The organism is Gordonia polyisoprenivorans, assembly GCF_017654315.1.
Taxonomy (GTDB): domain Bacteria; phylum Actinomycetota; class Actinomycetes; order Mycobacteriales; family Mycobacteriaceae; genus Gordonia; species Gordonia polyisoprenivorans_A.
Genome location: NZ_CP072203.1, coordinates 1,740,150 through 1,753,872, shown reverse-complemented (window position 1 = coordinate 1,753,872; position 13,723 = coordinate 1,740,150). Strand labels below are relative to the sequence as shown.

The 13,723-nt window shown below is 66.7% G+C and carries 14 protein-coding genes; 8 read left to right on the top strand and 6 right to left on the bottom strand.

Going from position 1 to position 13,723, the window contains the following annotated elements; all coding sequences use genetic code 11:
- Window positions 1-90 precede the first annotated feature (90 nt).
- Window positions 91-921 (bottom strand): hypothetical protein, encoded by an 831-nt coding sequence (locus J6U32_RS07980; protein WP_208794516.1) that lies wholly within the window; start codon window positions 919-921, stop codon window positions 91-93.
- A gap of 195 nt (window positions 922-1,116) precedes the next feature.
- On the bottom strand, window positions 1,117-1,587 hold the full coding sequence (locus tag J6U32_RS07975; RefSeq protein ID WP_244332687.1) for a hypothetical protein: 471 nt from the start codon (window positions 1,585-1,587) through the stop codon (window positions 1,117-1,119).
- Between the two features lie 114 nt (window positions 1,588-1,701).
- Between J6U32_RS07975 and J6U32_RS07970 the strand changes: the two genes are divergently transcribed.
- On the top strand, window positions 1,702-1,986 hold the full coding sequence (locus J6U32_RS07970) for a hypothetical protein (RefSeq protein ID WP_208794515.1): 285 nt from the start codon (window positions 1,702-1,704) through the stop codon (window positions 1,984-1,986).
- On the opposite strand, the gene J6U32_RS07965 is transcribed toward J6U32_RS07970, so the two are convergent.
- Window positions 1,969-3,045: a glycosyl hydrolase gene (locus J6U32_RS07965; protein ID WP_208794513.1), complete on the bottom strand. Its 1,077-nt coding sequence runs from the start codon at window positions 3,043-3,045 to the stop codon at window positions 1,969-1,971. The two genes, J6U32_RS07970 and J6U32_RS07965, sit on opposite strands and share 18 nt — an antisense overlap.
- Window positions 3,046-3,174: 129 nt before the next feature.
- On the opposite strand from J6U32_RS07965, the gene J6U32_RS07960 reads away from it, so the two are divergent.
- A complete protein-coding gene (locus J6U32_RS07960; RefSeq protein WP_208794511.1) occupies window positions 3,175-4,164 on the top strand; it encodes a glycoside hydrolase family 26 protein in 990 nt (329 codons plus the stop codon).
- Between the two features lie 27 nt (window positions 4,165-4,191).
- On the opposite strand, the gene J6U32_RS07955 is transcribed toward J6U32_RS07960, so the two are convergent.
- Genes J6U32_RS07955 through J6U32_RS07945 form a run of 3 tightly spaced genes read right to left on the bottom strand, consistent with a single transcriptional unit; the run spans window position 4,192 to window position 8,191 of the window.
- Window positions 4,192-6,264: an acyltransferase family protein gene (locus J6U32_RS07955; protein ID WP_208794509.1), complete on the bottom strand. Its 2,073-nt coding sequence runs from the start codon at window positions 6,262-6,264 to the stop codon at window positions 4,192-4,194.
- Window positions 6,261-6,542: a hypothetical protein gene (locus J6U32_RS27285; protein WP_244332685.1), complete on the bottom strand. Its 282-nt coding sequence runs from the start codon at window positions 6,540-6,542 to the stop codon at window positions 6,261-6,263. Before J6U32_RS27285 ends, J6U32_RS07955 begins: the two co-directional genes overlap by 4 nt.
- On the bottom strand, window positions 6,539-8,191 hold the full coding sequence (locus J6U32_RS07945; protein WP_208794507.1) for a glycosyltransferase family 2 protein: 1,653 nt from the start codon (window positions 8,189-8,191) through the stop codon (window positions 6,539-6,541). Before J6U32_RS07945 ends, J6U32_RS27285 begins: the two co-directional genes overlap by 4 nt.
- A gap of 62 nt (window positions 8,192-8,253) precedes the next feature.
- Between J6U32_RS07945 and J6U32_RS07940 the strand changes: the two genes are divergently transcribed.
- The 6 genes from J6U32_RS07940 to J6U32_RS07915 all read left to right on the top strand — a co-directional run bounded on the left by J6U32_RS07940 (window position 8,254) and on the right by J6U32_RS07915 (window position 13,715).
- The gene (locus J6U32_RS07940; protein ID WP_244332683.1) at window positions 8,254-9,468 is read left to right on the top strand and encodes an alpha/beta fold hydrolase; all 1,215 of its coding nucleotides are present in this window, start codon (window positions 8,254-8,256) and stop codon (window positions 9,466-9,468) included.
- Between the two features lie 128 nt (window positions 9,469-9,596).
- Complete coding sequence (locus tag J6U32_RS07935) at window positions 9,597-10,445, top strand: SGNH/GDSL hydrolase family protein (RefSeq protein WP_208796001.1); 849 nt, start codon at window positions 9,597-9,599, stop codon at window positions 10,443-10,445.
- 118 nt (window positions 10,446-10,563) lie between these two features.
- Window positions 10,564-11,598, top strand: a complete 1,035-nt coding sequence (locus tag J6U32_RS07930) for a cellulase family glycosylhydrolase (RefSeq protein WP_208794505.1) — start codon at window positions 10,564-10,566, stop codon at window positions 11,596-11,598.
- Window positions 11,599-11,736: 138 nt separating this feature from the next.
- A complete protein-coding gene (locus tag J6U32_RS07925; protein WP_208794503.1) occupies window positions 11,737-12,486 on the top strand; it encodes a potassium channel family protein in 750 nt (249 codons plus the stop codon).
- Between the two features lie 104 nt (window positions 12,487-12,590).
- Complete coding sequence (locus J6U32_RS27280) at window positions 12,591-13,238, top strand: excalibur calcium-binding domain-containing protein (protein WP_244332682.1); 648 nt, start codon at window positions 12,591-12,593, stop codon at window positions 13,236-13,238.
- Between the two features lie 78 nt (window positions 13,239-13,316).
- On the top strand, window positions 13,317-13,715 hold the full coding sequence (locus tag J6U32_RS07915; protein WP_208794501.1) for a hypothetical protein: 399 nt from the start codon (window positions 13,317-13,319) through the stop codon (window positions 13,713-13,715).
- The last annotated feature ends 8 nt before the right edge of the window (window positions 13,716-13,723 follow it).

Below are 13,723 nucleotides of genomic sequence, written 5' to 3'. Positions count from 1 at the left end.
GTTTTCAGTCATTCAGGATGTAGCACCCGGCTCGCGACCTGGGGTTTTGCCGTCAAGCTACTTGGGAAATGACTGAAAACAGGCGAATGGTCACTGCGCCGGGCTTACCTGCCCGCCGGACAACACGCGGTAGGCGTAGGTCGAGGCGATGAGGGTGACCGGACCGGTCACCAGGAGTCCGATGCCGCACAGGAGGGCGCCGACGAGGTTCAGGACAATCACCACGATGGCCAGCAACAGCAGACTGCCGACGTTCTTCGACGTCAGTTCGAAACTGCCCTTGATCGCATCGGTCGCTGACAGATTGCGGTCGATCGCGAAAGCCAGCGTGTACCAGAGCAAGAACGTGGCGATGAGTCCCGGGATGATGATGAGGATGAAGCCGATGGTCGTGATGACCCAGACGAGAATCGCGGCAATGAACACCTGAGCCAGGTTGTTCCAGGTGAAGAAGTCCGCGAAAGACGGCTTGTTCCCGTCGAGTTCGTTGAGCGCACCTCGGGTGAACGCCGCCTGCACGAGCACGCCGAGGATGCCGGAGACGAGTGACCCGATGATGCCCGGCGCGCTGAGCACCGACGCGTCGTAGTTGAACCCGCGCGCCGCGCTGTCGATCAGCCCGACAACCACAAACGTGACGATGGCGAACAGAATCCAGTTGAGCGCGTTGGCCTTGTACTTGTTCCAGCCGTAGCTCAGAGCGGCGCCTAGGTCGAGTTGGGCGGGCGCAGGCGCGTAACCGGGTGCGCCACCCGACGGCGGATACTGGCCGGCCGGCGGCGAATACGCCCCTGGCTCGGGTGGCGGAAAGGAGCCGCCCTGGGGCGCCTCGTACCCACCTGGAGGAGGTGTGTAGCCCTGATTCTGCGGGTCCTCCCCTGGATACGGGGGTTGGCCGGGTCCGCCTGGCGTACTGGTCATGACACTCCTCGCGTTGATCAGTGACTGACAGCGACAGTGACACGAGCCCGAGGAGAAAGCAATGACATGGGCAAGAAATGCCCATGACGAAATAATCAAGAATGCGCCACAGGTGGTAGACCTGCCGGTCTGTTACGGCGACAACGATTCTCGTTCGTCTACCTAAGGAACGGGGCTGCGGGAACGGAATCCGCGCTAACCGGTCCCGAGTATTTCGCGGCACTCATCAGTGGTGTGTGTCTGAATGCACTCGGTCCATTCGCGTTGATTGTCGGCCCACGGATGTTGGGGTGTCTGACCGGTGTCGGGCACCCATTGGTAGTCGTCACAGACGATCGCTGTGCCGTTGGGATCGGTGGCGGTGCGGCCGATGTCGGCGCCGATGCACGACTGACCGATGGTCGGTGCCGCGGCCGTCGTCGGCGTCTGCGTCTGGGGTGGAGCGGGATTCGGCGTGCCGGGATTCGAGGCCACAGGGGTGGTACCCGTCTCGACCGTGGTCGGCGGAGCCGTGGACGGGACGGAACTGCTCGGCGTTGTGGAGGCCGTCGCGTACACCGTGACCGTCTTGCGTGGTGAGGACGGCGTGGGCTCGCCCGACGTCGCACATCCGGCCGACGCCGACACCACCATCGCGAGACATACCGCGACGACGACCCGTCTCATGCGCTCTGTTCCCTGCCCATCTCCACACCGTAAGCATGACGACCGCGGATCGTCACGACACGTCAGATGGCCGAATGGTGCGTCCACCGACCTGAATCGACATACTTGTTCACGATGCGTTCACCCGACCTTTTCCACGCCCTCGTCCTGCTCAACCTGCTTTTCGCCTGCGGATTGTGGACACTGCTGCGTCCGACCGTGCGGGCGGCGGTGGTGTTGGTGGTGGTCGGCGCGGCCTGGCTCTACTGGAACAAGCCGTTGGAGGGGGCCACGCTGATCAGCATCACCGGACGCCACGGCATCACCGAATCGGATCTGTTGTCGTTCCTCGCGGTCGGGATCGCGGTGTGGGCTGTGGCGCGTTCGCGCAGGCGAGCACCGCTATCTGGCGAGGATTGACGCCGTGATCTTGGGTTTCCAGTCGTGGGTGAGCAGTGCGCCGAAGTTGTCCTCGCGGTTGGTGGCCGAGGTCCCCCAGTCGCGCACCGAGTAGATGAACGCGGGTCCGCAGTAGCCGGAGTCGGCGGCGGCGCGCAGCACGTCGACGATCTGCGTGGCCTGCTGTTGCTGGGTCACCATCTCGTTGACCCCGAACCCGACGGAGCCGGTCGACGCCGACGCTCCTTCCGGAATCGTCGGGGCACCCATCTCGGTGAGCCAGATTTTCTTCGCGGCGTCGCCGTGGGCGACCATGACCGCGCGGATCTGTTGGGTTTCGGTCCATCCGTTCGGGATCGTGCCGATCCCAGCGGGAAATACGTAGGCGTGCATGGCCGTGGCGTCGAAGTAATTCTTGGCGCCGGCCGCGTACATCTTGGTGTAGAAGTCGGCGGCACCGGCCTGCGGGCTCATCCCGGCGGCGACGACCGTCGAGTCGGGCTGAACCTGCTTGATCGCGGTGTAGGCAGCCTTCAGCACGTTGGTGTACTCGATGGCGTTGGCCGGGGCAAAACCCCAGAAGGCGGGCAGATTCGGTTCGTTCCAGATCTCGTGATGAGTGATGTCGGGATAGCGCTCGACGACCTTCTTCATGAACGCACCCAGGGTTGCCGGGTCGGCGGGTGGGGCGTACATGCCCAGTGCACCGGGTGCTGCGGCACGTCGCGCCCAGGTCGGGGTGGTGGTGACCAGCGACAGGATCTGGAGGTGGTGGGCGCGGGCAGCGTTGATGACCTGGTCGGGGTTGGACCAGTTGTAGGTGCCCTTCGACGGCTCGATGCTCGACCAGTCGATGCCCACCCGCAACCACCGGGCGTCGGTTTTGGCGACGGCGTCGAGCTCGCGGTTGAGGTCGGCGGAACTGAGGAACAGGGTGGCTCCACCTTGGGCGAAACCGTATCCGGCAGACGGTGCGACGACGGCGGCTCTGGCCGGTCCGGCCGTGCCGAGCGCCGCGGCGATGATCGCCACGATCGACGACAGCACGACCAGCGTGCGCAACGACCTTCTCGAATCCATGAGTGTCTCCCGATGACGCCAGGTGGTGCGGTACCGGAGGAGTCTATCGAGGTGGCGGCCGACTCATGGCCGGGTTCGCCGGTCCGGCACACACAGCGTGCATCGGTCGGTTCGGCTTAGCATGACCGGGTGACCCTTCCGGCGCTCTCGCGACGCGACGTGCTGCGGCTGGCACTGCTCGGGTCGGCAGGTGCGCTCGGCGCGTGCACGTCGACCGAACCCGCGACGGCGCCGTCCCCGTCGCCGGTCTCGCCGGACGATCGGCGGTGGGGCGCGTTCATCCCATCGGTGACGCCGGTGCAGGGTGCGACACGCACTCCACTGCAGCAACTGACGAATCTCGCGGGTACGGCACCGAGATACGTCCACCGCTTCTGTGCGCTCGGCGATCCGGTGCCCGTCGACGACCTCGACACCGTCGTCGCCTTCGGCGCCACCCCGCTGCTGACGTTGGAGCCGTGGAAGCCCGACGGCGGGACCGAACAACCCGAATTCGCGTTGTCGCGCATCGCCTCCGGTGACTTCGACACCGAATTCGCTCGATGGGGAACAGGACTCGCGTCGTGGGGAAAGCCGGTGCTGTTGCGCTTCGCGCAGGAGATGAACGGCACCTGGTACCCCTGGGCGGTCGGGGTGAACGGCAACACCGCCGCCGACTATCGCGCCGCGTGGGCGAGGATGCGTTCGGTCATCGCCGACCGACACCCCGACAAGGTACGTTTCGTGTGGGCACCGAACGCACTCACCCTGGGCACCAACAATTTTGGAGACTATTACCCCGGGCGTGACCAGATCGACGTGCTGGGTCTCGACGGCTACAACTGGGGTGAGGCGCCCGGCCACCACTGGCAGTCGGCCACCGACCTGTTCGTCCCGAGCCTCGAAACGCTGCGCGCGCTCGACGCCACGCACCCCATTCTGCTCACCGAGGTCGGATGCGCCGACGGACTCACCGCTCAGGACAAGGCGTCGTGGATCCGCGACTTCTTCTCCATCGTCGGAAACCAGTCGCGCGTCGAAGGTTTCGTCTGGTTTCAGATGGACAAGGAGCGTGACTGGCGATTCAACTCCACCACCGCGAGTACGGCGGCGTTTCGGGCGGGGGTGGCAGGCTGGTGAGGGGCCTGCCCATCCTGCGGACACCGCTCAGCGGGCGTTGTAGTCGAAGCGGCGTTTGTCCAGCTGACGGGTGAGGGCGGGTTCGAGAACATGTGCGGCGGTGGCGGTCAGGTGGGATTCGTCGCGGTAGAGCAGGATCTTGTTGCGGGCCGGCACACAGGTGTCGTTCTCGCAGAGCAGGTTGTTGACCGACAGGGTGATGATGTCCTTGTCGCGGCCGCGGGCCTGTTCGGTGAGGATCGGTTCGTGGCGGGTGACGTCGTCGAGGCGGAAATCGCATCGGGCCCAGTCGTCGAGGGCACCGGACATGCAGTCGGCGATCTGGAAGTTCGGGTACGGCGTGTCGGCGATGTAGACCAGTCGGGCACCGGTGGCGCGCAGTGCGACGAGTGTGTCGTCCCACGCGCGTGCCGACTCGGCGTAGTCGGGAACGTAGGTCGACAGTGACGAGAAGATGATGATCTTCGGTGCGAGCGCAGCGATCTGGTGCAGCGCATCCTCTCGCCACCGGACACAGTCCTCGGCGTTGAACGGGTCGGGGCGACCGGTCCTGGGCCGGAGGTTCTGCGCCGGACACGCCGCCTTGGTGAACTGGTAGATACGCCAGCCGTGCGCATTGCCGATGTCGCGCACGGTTTCCGACCATTGTTCGGCATGCGAGTCGCCGAAGAGGACGACGGGGATGCCGTCGCCGGGGCCGAAGGCGCACTCGCGTCCGGGCCCGTACTCGCCGACCCGGACCAGGCAGTCGTTGGGCTCGGGTCGATCGTCGTAGGCCTGGAATGGGTTGGGCACCACAGGCCCCGACGTGGCCGTATTCTCCTGCCCGAACACCGACTGATAGCTCAGCGCGGCGTTGCTGACGGTGTCACGACTGGCGACCTTCACGGTGATCACCCCGGCGGTCATCGCCACCGCGAGGCCGACGACGAGTCCGGTGAGCCCGACCGACAGCGACGCCGAATGATTGCGGCGCAGTTCGGTATTGGCGATGATCGGTTCCTCGAAGAACAGTGTCGAGGCGGTGGCGATTGCCAGTGACACACCGCTGACACCCAACAGCGCCGGCCACGACGTGATGCCGGTCCGTGTTTCGAACAGCACCAGCGCCGGCCAATGCCACAGGTACCACGCGTAGGAGATGCGTCCGAGGAAGCGGATCGGCGCCAGCGACAGCAGAAATCCCGGGGTGAACATGTTGCCCGCACGGGTACCGATGTCGGCCGGGATCACCTGTCCGGACGCGATGATCAGGGCCGTCGACACGGTCGGGAGCAGAGCGGCGGTGCCCGGGTACGGGGTGCTCGCGCTGATCGTCACCACCGAGACGACGATTCCCGCGAGCCCCACCCAGCCCAACGCGGCCGCCGGCCATCTCGCGGGGCGGGCACGTCGGACCACACCGATCAGCAGCGGCTCGGCCACGGCAAGCAGGCCACCGACACCGAACTGCCACACCCGTGTGTAGGTGGCCATGTAGGCGGTGGCCGGGTCGACCGGGGTGAGCCGGATCGCCCAGACGAGTGAGCCGACGGTGACCGCACCGACCACCAGCAGGATCGACCAGCGGATCGAGACATGATTGCGCAGTGGGGTTCTCGCGACGAGAATCGCGGCACCGAAGATGGTCAGCGGCCAGACGAAGTAGAGTTGCTCTTCGATCGCCAGGGACCAGAAGTGGGTGGCGAGGCTGCCGTCGATGGCGCCCGAGAGATAGTCGGCATTCTGGGCGATGAAGTGCCAATTGGCCAGATTCGCTGCCGCGGCAAGCAAATCGATCGACTGTTTGAACACCCGGAGCAGCGGCATCGTCAGCGCAGCACCGATCAACGACACCACGATCACCAATGCTGCCGCGGGAATGATGCGTCGGGCGCGGCGTGCGTAGAACCCCTTGAACGACAGGGTCCCCGACCGCTCGAACTCGCGGATGAGCAGGCCGGTGATGAGGAAACCCGAGATGACGAAGAACACGTCGACGCCGACGAAGCCGCCGCCGAAGCCGGGTACCCGGGAGTGGAAGACGACGACGAGAAGTACCGCCACGCCCCGCAATCCGGCGATGTCGGTGAAGAACGCCGAGGTCTGGGGTCGGGTCACGAGGCGGTCCACGGCAGCATGATGTCGAAGACCCCGAGCGCCACGGCGGCGAGAAAGACGATGGCCACGGTATAGCCGACGACCTCCCACGCGGTGATCCGGTTCCAATTCGGTACGCTCGGACGGCGTTCGGTGATCGGTGGGCGCGGCAGGCCGTCCGGAACCGGCAGACGATCGGTGGTGGGACCGCTCGCAGGACCGGGATCCAGGGTGCTGAGATCCGGGGCGCTGGGGTCCGGTGGGCGCACATCCTCCGGAGACGTCCACTCCCCTGTCATGCGAGGGTCCTTCGGTCGCGCGCGATGAGTACCCGCAGGAATTCGACGAGCAGCGGCACCGCCAGATAGCTGTAGACACCGGCGAACCCGATCATCATCCAGAACATCGGCAGTCCGCGGTCGGCGACGTCGATGATCGCGAACACCCAGAACGCGACGAGCGAGACGCCCAACGACACCGCACCGAGCGCACTGATGCTGCGTGCGAGCGTGTTGCTCACTCCGACGGCACCGGTGGGGACCCAGCCGATTTCGCGTCCGAGGAGCTTGTGCACGATGGCCACCGCGTGCGCGAAACTGTAGGCCATCTGGATGCGCAGCACCTCCAGACGCCAGCGTGTCCGCGACACCAGCGGGAACACCACCAGATACACCCAGAAGCCGACGAGGAAGGGAACGAGCTGAGCCGGCCGGATGTCCTCGGGGAATGCCGCCAGCATGATGATGCCCGGCACGAAGAACAAGAAGACATTCAGCGCCGTCGTCAGATAGTAGAAGACACCCGCCCAATGGGCCATCGACTGACCGAGGGTCATTCGCCGACGATCCTGCGCCAGAGCGGGATTGGCGATCCGCGACAGTGACCCCATACACCAGCGGTACTGCTGGTTCAGGAAGCCGGCGAGATCGGTGGGACACAACCCGCGCGAAAGCACCACCGGCACATAGCGAATCCGGAATCCGGCCTGCTGCAGGTGTCGGCCGGTGTGGAGGTCCTCGCTGTGTTCGATGGGCGCGAAACCGCCGATACGCTCCAGTGCCGAGCGGCGATAGAGCGCCGAGGTGCCCACACAGTTGGCGGCGTCGAGACGATCTCGCGACGGCAACACCCATCGGTAGAAGAACTCCTGGGTCGCGCCGGCGGTCCGCTGAATCCAGCCCATCTGTTCGGTGGTGGCAAAGCTCTGCGGGCTCTGCACGACAGCGACCAGCGGGTCGTCGAGATAAGGCATCAGATGTGCGAGAAAGTCTCGGCGCGGACAGAAGTCGGCGTCGAAGATGACCACGACGTCACCATCGGTGCGGTCGAACGCGTGTCGCAGATTGCCCGCCTTGCGCAGATGTCCGCGGTCCCCGCGCACGTGGTAGCCGAAACCGAACTCGGCCGCGAGACCGGCGACCTGCGGTCGATCGGCGTCGTCGAGGACGTGGACCGCGAGAGTGCCCGGCCATCCGAGTCGACGGACGTGGGTGTAGGTGTTGCGCAGGATGTCGAGGCTCTCGCCGCAGGTCGGCAGGAACACATCGACCGAGACGAACCGTCCGCCGTCGGGAACCCATGTGGCAGCGAGCCGTTGGTGTGTGCGCCAGGTCACGCGTCGGGTGCCGAGTCCGGTGACCAGGGACGCCACGGTGCCGACGACGTTGACGGCGAGGACGATCAACGCCGGCCACAGCATGGGGTGGGCCGTGGCGAACGCGGTCAGCGACCACGCTGCCAAACCGAACGCGACGAGCATGACGAGGTGAATCCAGCGCATCTGCGGGCCGAGATACTCATAGACCTCGTTGTCGGCGGGCGGGGTGACCGCGTGCGGCGGCGCGGGGTCGGGTGGCGTGCCGGCGCGGCGACGCGTGGGCGCGCTCGCGGCGGCATCGAGTGTCGCGGCGTCGACGTCTGTGCCCCCGAGCGTGAGTCCCACGCCCAACAGAATCGGTTACCGGCAACACCAATGCAATCCGGGACGCCTCCGGGCGCTACCGTTCTCGTGTGGTGTGGCCCGTTCCCCCGATTCGACGCCGAGCGATCCTCGGCGTCGTCGCCGCGCTGTGCGCTCCGGCGCTCGGTGCGTGCACGCCCACCGCGACGACCGTCTCGTCGGCATACTCCTCGCCCGCGCCGAGCGCCGACGCGCTCGCCGTCCGCGGGCAGGTCGTGAGCACCACCGAGGCGCCGACCGAATGGGCGACGAGTCTTCCGTCGGGAACACGGGCGAGCCGTATCGTCTATCGGTCGGTGTCGGGTGTCGACGGGACGACCGCGACGGTCTCCGGTGCGGTGTTCGTGCCCGGCGGGGCCCGCCCGGCCGGCGGCTGGCCGTTGATCGCCTACGCGCACGGCACGACCGGGGTCACCCGCGACTGCGGGCCCTCCGACCGGCCGGACATGCTCGGCGATCTGAACACGGTTGCGGCATTCCTCGACTCGGGCTACGCGGTGGCGACTACCGACTACCAGGGACTCGGGTTGCGGACCACCACGGCACCGCATCCCTACCTCGAACCGCGGACCGCGGCCTTCAACGTGATCGACGCGGTCCGCGCAGCCCGGTCCAAGGAACCGACGATCGGTGCGCGCTGGGTTGCCGTCGGCGCGTCGCAGGGCGGCGCGGCGGCGTGGGCGAGCGCCGAACAGTTCGCCGGGTACGGCCGCGGCAGCGGTTCGATGCTGGGCGCGGTGGCCTCGGTCCCGCTGCTCGACGCGGGCTACCTCGTCGACCGTGCCCAATCGGGTGAGCTCACCCCCGCTCAGCGCTGGCTGTATCCGATCCTCATCGAAGGTGTGGCACAGGCGAATTCGCGAATCGACCCCGACGACTACCTGCACGGCGTGGCCGCCGAGCGGGAGGCCACGCTGGTGTCGTGTACGGCGAACACGTCGTCGTTGACCGCGCGAATCCAGGCCGCCGACACCTCCGTCTTCACCGCGAGTACCACGGCAGCCGCGAATCTGCGTGGTGCCCTCGAGTCGATGTCGTTGCCCCACAGCCACACTGACGTTCCCATCCTGGCGATGTACGGCAGTGTCGACGAGATCATCCCGGTCGACCGCATGGAGGCGACGTTGCGGAAGGGCTGCACACTCGGCGACTCCGTGCAGCGCGTCCGGCGCGAGGGCGCCGGCCATTCCCTGGACCCCGGTCCACTACTGGGCGAGTGGATCGCCGACCGCTTTGCGAATCGTCCGGCAGCGGGGAATTGCTGAGAACGAATTCTTCCGACCGGACGACAATGTGGTCGGAGCACCGATCGCGACGCGCGAGCGGCCGCGGTGGCCGCTATCGTGATGACCACTTGTCGTGAGTTGTGGGTGTGAGTGGAGTCAATGCGCGGATGAAAAACCTGGTGAAGCGAATTTACGACTCTGCACCGTTGTGGGCGTGGATCGTGATGATCGTATGCGTGATCGTGTTGGTGGTCGGCCTGGTGATCTCGTCGAATCGCACGGCACCGGCGTCGAGCGCTGCGAGTACCCCGGCGGTCCCGAGTGCCACCGAACCGGCCGGCACCGCGGCGACCGTCGAGTTCATCGACTCCGCCAAGGCCGATCAGAAGCAACCGAAGACGCTGCTGCTCCTCGGTGATTCGACGAGCGGCTCGCCCAACGGATGGGCACCCCAACTCGGGCAGGTGATCAGCACATCGCTCGACCGTCCCGTGGCGACCGCCTACTGGAACACCCAGACGGCCAAATACGGCGCTCCGGTCGGACTCGGTTCGGGCCCCAACGGCGCCGTCGGATACTGGAACGGCTCCGCCCTGGGCAAGAACGTGCAGTATGCGGTCGACAACCTGACCGCACTGACCACCTCGCCAAACGGTACGGCGATCACCCCGGACCTGATCCTGGTGAACTTCGGGCTCACCGAGGACGCGAACGCGCCGTTGGCCACGAAGGTGCAGCCGCTGATCGCGGCGTTGCAGAAGAAGTTCCCCGACGCCGGCATCGCCGTCGTCAAACAGAACCCACCCCGCGACTTCGACAACAGCGATCAGGTGTCGGGGTATGCGTCGGCGATGGATGCGCAGGGCATTCAGGTGATCGACGTGTATTCGGCGTTCCCCGCCGATCCGGCGGCTCGGGCGTCGCTGATGTCTGACGGCGTCACCCCCAACGCGGCGGGCCAGAAATTGTGGGCCAAGTCGGTGCTCGCGGCGTTCGGTCTCCCCACTCCCACCTGAGAAAATTCGGCGGGGCGTGCATTTCCCCCGGCCGAAGGACACCCTGTCACTTCCGTGGCGGGCGCTTTTACGGAACAATTCTGAGGAACGTCCACATCGAACCTGAGAAAGTCCTGTCATGCACGCGCTCGCCACGCCTCTTGCGCGCCGGACCGGCGCGGGTGTGTTGGCGGTCGGCATCGCCGGGACGATGGTCGGGGCGACAATGTGGTCACTGCCGAGTGCCGAGCCGGCGACCACCACGAACCTGCAGGTGGCGCTGTCCTCGGTGGCCGAGGAACCGACGCAACTCGGCATCACCGACGACCAGATCTATCGCATGTCCGACGCCCAGCTCAACGCCACGCTCGACGATCTGCAGGCTCTCGGCGTCACCGACCTGAGGGTCGGAGCCCCGCTGAGTTTCCTCCATCAGGACGGCGACGGGTGGGCGCGGCTCGACGCGATCGTTGACGGGGCACACGCGCGCGGGATGACCGTGGTGATCGTGGCCTCACTGAACTCCCCGTGGACTCCGTCGTCCGGCCCGGCGGCATCGTCCACCGCCGACTTCGCCGACTTCGCGAAGCTGCTGGCCAGCCGATATCGCGGCAAGGTCGCCGGGTACGAGGTCTGGAACGAGGTGGGCACGACGATCAGCGCGTTCGTGCCGGCCGACGTCCTGCAGGATCTGCTCGATGCGGCCAGTGCCGCGATCCAGGCCGCCGACCCCGGCGTGCTGGTCCGAACCCAGCAGGTACTCAGCCTGCTGTTGCCCTCGGCGCCGGTGCCGGACATCGCGCACACCGTCGTACCGATGCCGCCCAGCGCGCCGGCGGTGCCGTCGGTCGCGCCCGCGCCTACCCCGGAGACCACACCGGACACCGATGCCACCGAGGCGCCGGTCGGTGGCGGTGGTGACAGTGCCGGGGGTGTCGGTGCCGGGGGTGACGATGCCGGGGCCGCGTCGACCACGACCGCCACGACGACGCCGAGTGAGACCTCACAGACGCCCGCGGCGAGTTCACCGGTGACGAATTCCCCGGCGCCACAGACCATTACGCCCGACAACGACCCGCCCGACGGCCAGTCCGGCAACGATCCCGGCGACACCGCAACGCCGAACGGCACAGTCGTCGACGGTCCGACCCCCGAGGTGGCGGCCGCGCAATAGCGGGTGCGAGACAGAGCGGCAACACCAGCGGCGCAAGACATCGCGGCGCCCAATTGCTGCGCTCGGCGATGTCCTCGGGTGATGATTCTCGACAGGCACGGCGCGCACCGTGGACGTACCGAGAGCGAATGAGGCGAGATGACCACATCCCGAGACCGCCGCGTCGACCTGCTCGCCGGGTGGGAGCACCGCGCCGAGTGGCCCCTGGCGATCATCGCCACGATCTTCTTGGTTGCGTACTCCTTTCAGATCCTCGGCCATCCCGACAGCGTGTGGCTGACGGCACTGCACGTGGTGCTGGTGGTGTCGTGGCTGGCCTTCGCCGTCGACTACGTGGCTCGACTGGTGATCGCTCCCGAACGAGGACGCTGGTTTGTCCGACATCTGTTCGACCTCGCGGTGGTCGTCCTGCCGATGCTGCGGCCACTGCGACTGGTCAGTCTCGTCGTGTTGGTCGGGGCGTTGCAGAAGGCGATCGGCGGGGCCATCCGCGGAAAGGTGATCGTCTACACCGCGGCGAGCTCGGTGTTGCTGATCTACGTTGCCTCCCTTGCCGTTTACGACGCCGAGCGTGGGCACGCCGGTGCGACGATCACCTCGTTCGGCGATGCGGTGTGGTGGTCGTTCGTCACCGTCACCACCGTCGGCTACGGCGATTTCGCGCCGGTCAGCATCACCGGGCGAATCGTGGCCGTGCTGTTGATGATCGGCGGGATCAGTCTCATCGGCGTCATCACCGCCACCATCGCCTCCTGGATCGTGCAGCGGGTCGCCGAGGAGGACGACGCCGAACGCGCGGCGACCGCCACCGAGATCCGGGAACTGCGGGATGAGATCCGTTCGCTGCGTGATGCTCTCACCGAGGGCGGCGGCGCCGACCGCGGATGATCCGCGTGCGGATTTCCCCTGATCGACGGACACGGATAATGCCGACAGACCGCCCACGGCGCGGCACAATGACGACGACATCGCCTTTTCTCGAGAGTGGACACATGAGCAGGATTCGTCGAATCATCATCGGTGCGAGTCTCATCGGTGCCGGAATCGCAGGTTCGGCACTCGCCGCCGGCCCCGCCCAGAGCGCACCGTATTACTCGAATTGTTCTGAAGCGCGCGCGGCCGGGGCCGCACCGCTCTATCGCGGTGACCCGGGCTACCGCTCCGCGCTCGATCGAGACAACGACGGGATCGCCTGTGAGACCGGCTCCGGGTCGGGTTCACGTCCGCCCGCCACGCCGCCTGCGCCACCAGCACCATCGGCCCCGTCGGCTCCGCGTCAGGCACCTCCGCAATTACCGCCGCAGCCTGCCCCGCGAACCTCTCCGTTCGCGTCGGTGGACTGGTGGCCACCGTTCATCCCGGTCCCCGATGTCCGATTCGGCGACTATTGCAGCTCGTTCAAATGGCAAGAGGGCCATACGATCACCAACAAGCGAGCGTTCTGTGTCCAGGTCCGTGGTACCGGCACATATGTGTGGGCACCGGAACGCCGTGTGACGCCGCAGAATCCGAATGTCGTGCTGGCGGCGTCCGGTCAATCCTGTGTCAACACCGATGCGATGGCGCGTGACTCGAGGGCTCGGACCCTGTTCTGCAACGCCGCGCGCGGCGGCAGCCGATACTCGTTGCAGCCGTACTGACGTCGAGATGCGCTGACCCGGCGGAATTCACCTGATCGGCCGAGTGTGCCGTGCGGGCCGGGCTTCTATGCTGGGCGGATGCATCGGAGGATCGGCCTGGTGATCGCCCTGATCACCGTCGCACTCGGCGCCGCCGCATGCGCCTCCGACGACGAACCCGTGCTCGGAGCAACGACATCGGCTCCCGCGGTCACCGAGATCGTGCTGGCGCCCCAGCGCGACAGGCTCGCGACGACGTCGGTGGCCGACCTGTGCCGGGCGTATGACGCCGCGGCGGCGGTGACCGTCGAGAACGGCGGTGCCGATCGGGCCGCGATCGGTCCGGCGCTGCGTCACCTGGCAGACCTCGCCTACGCGTTCCCGGATGCTGCGGTGCGACAGGACGCCGGATATGTGCAAAGCGTCGCCCACAACGGCTACACCTACCCGCGCGACTTCTACGGCAGTACGACCGCGATCAGCACGAGATGCCGCTGAGGCGTATC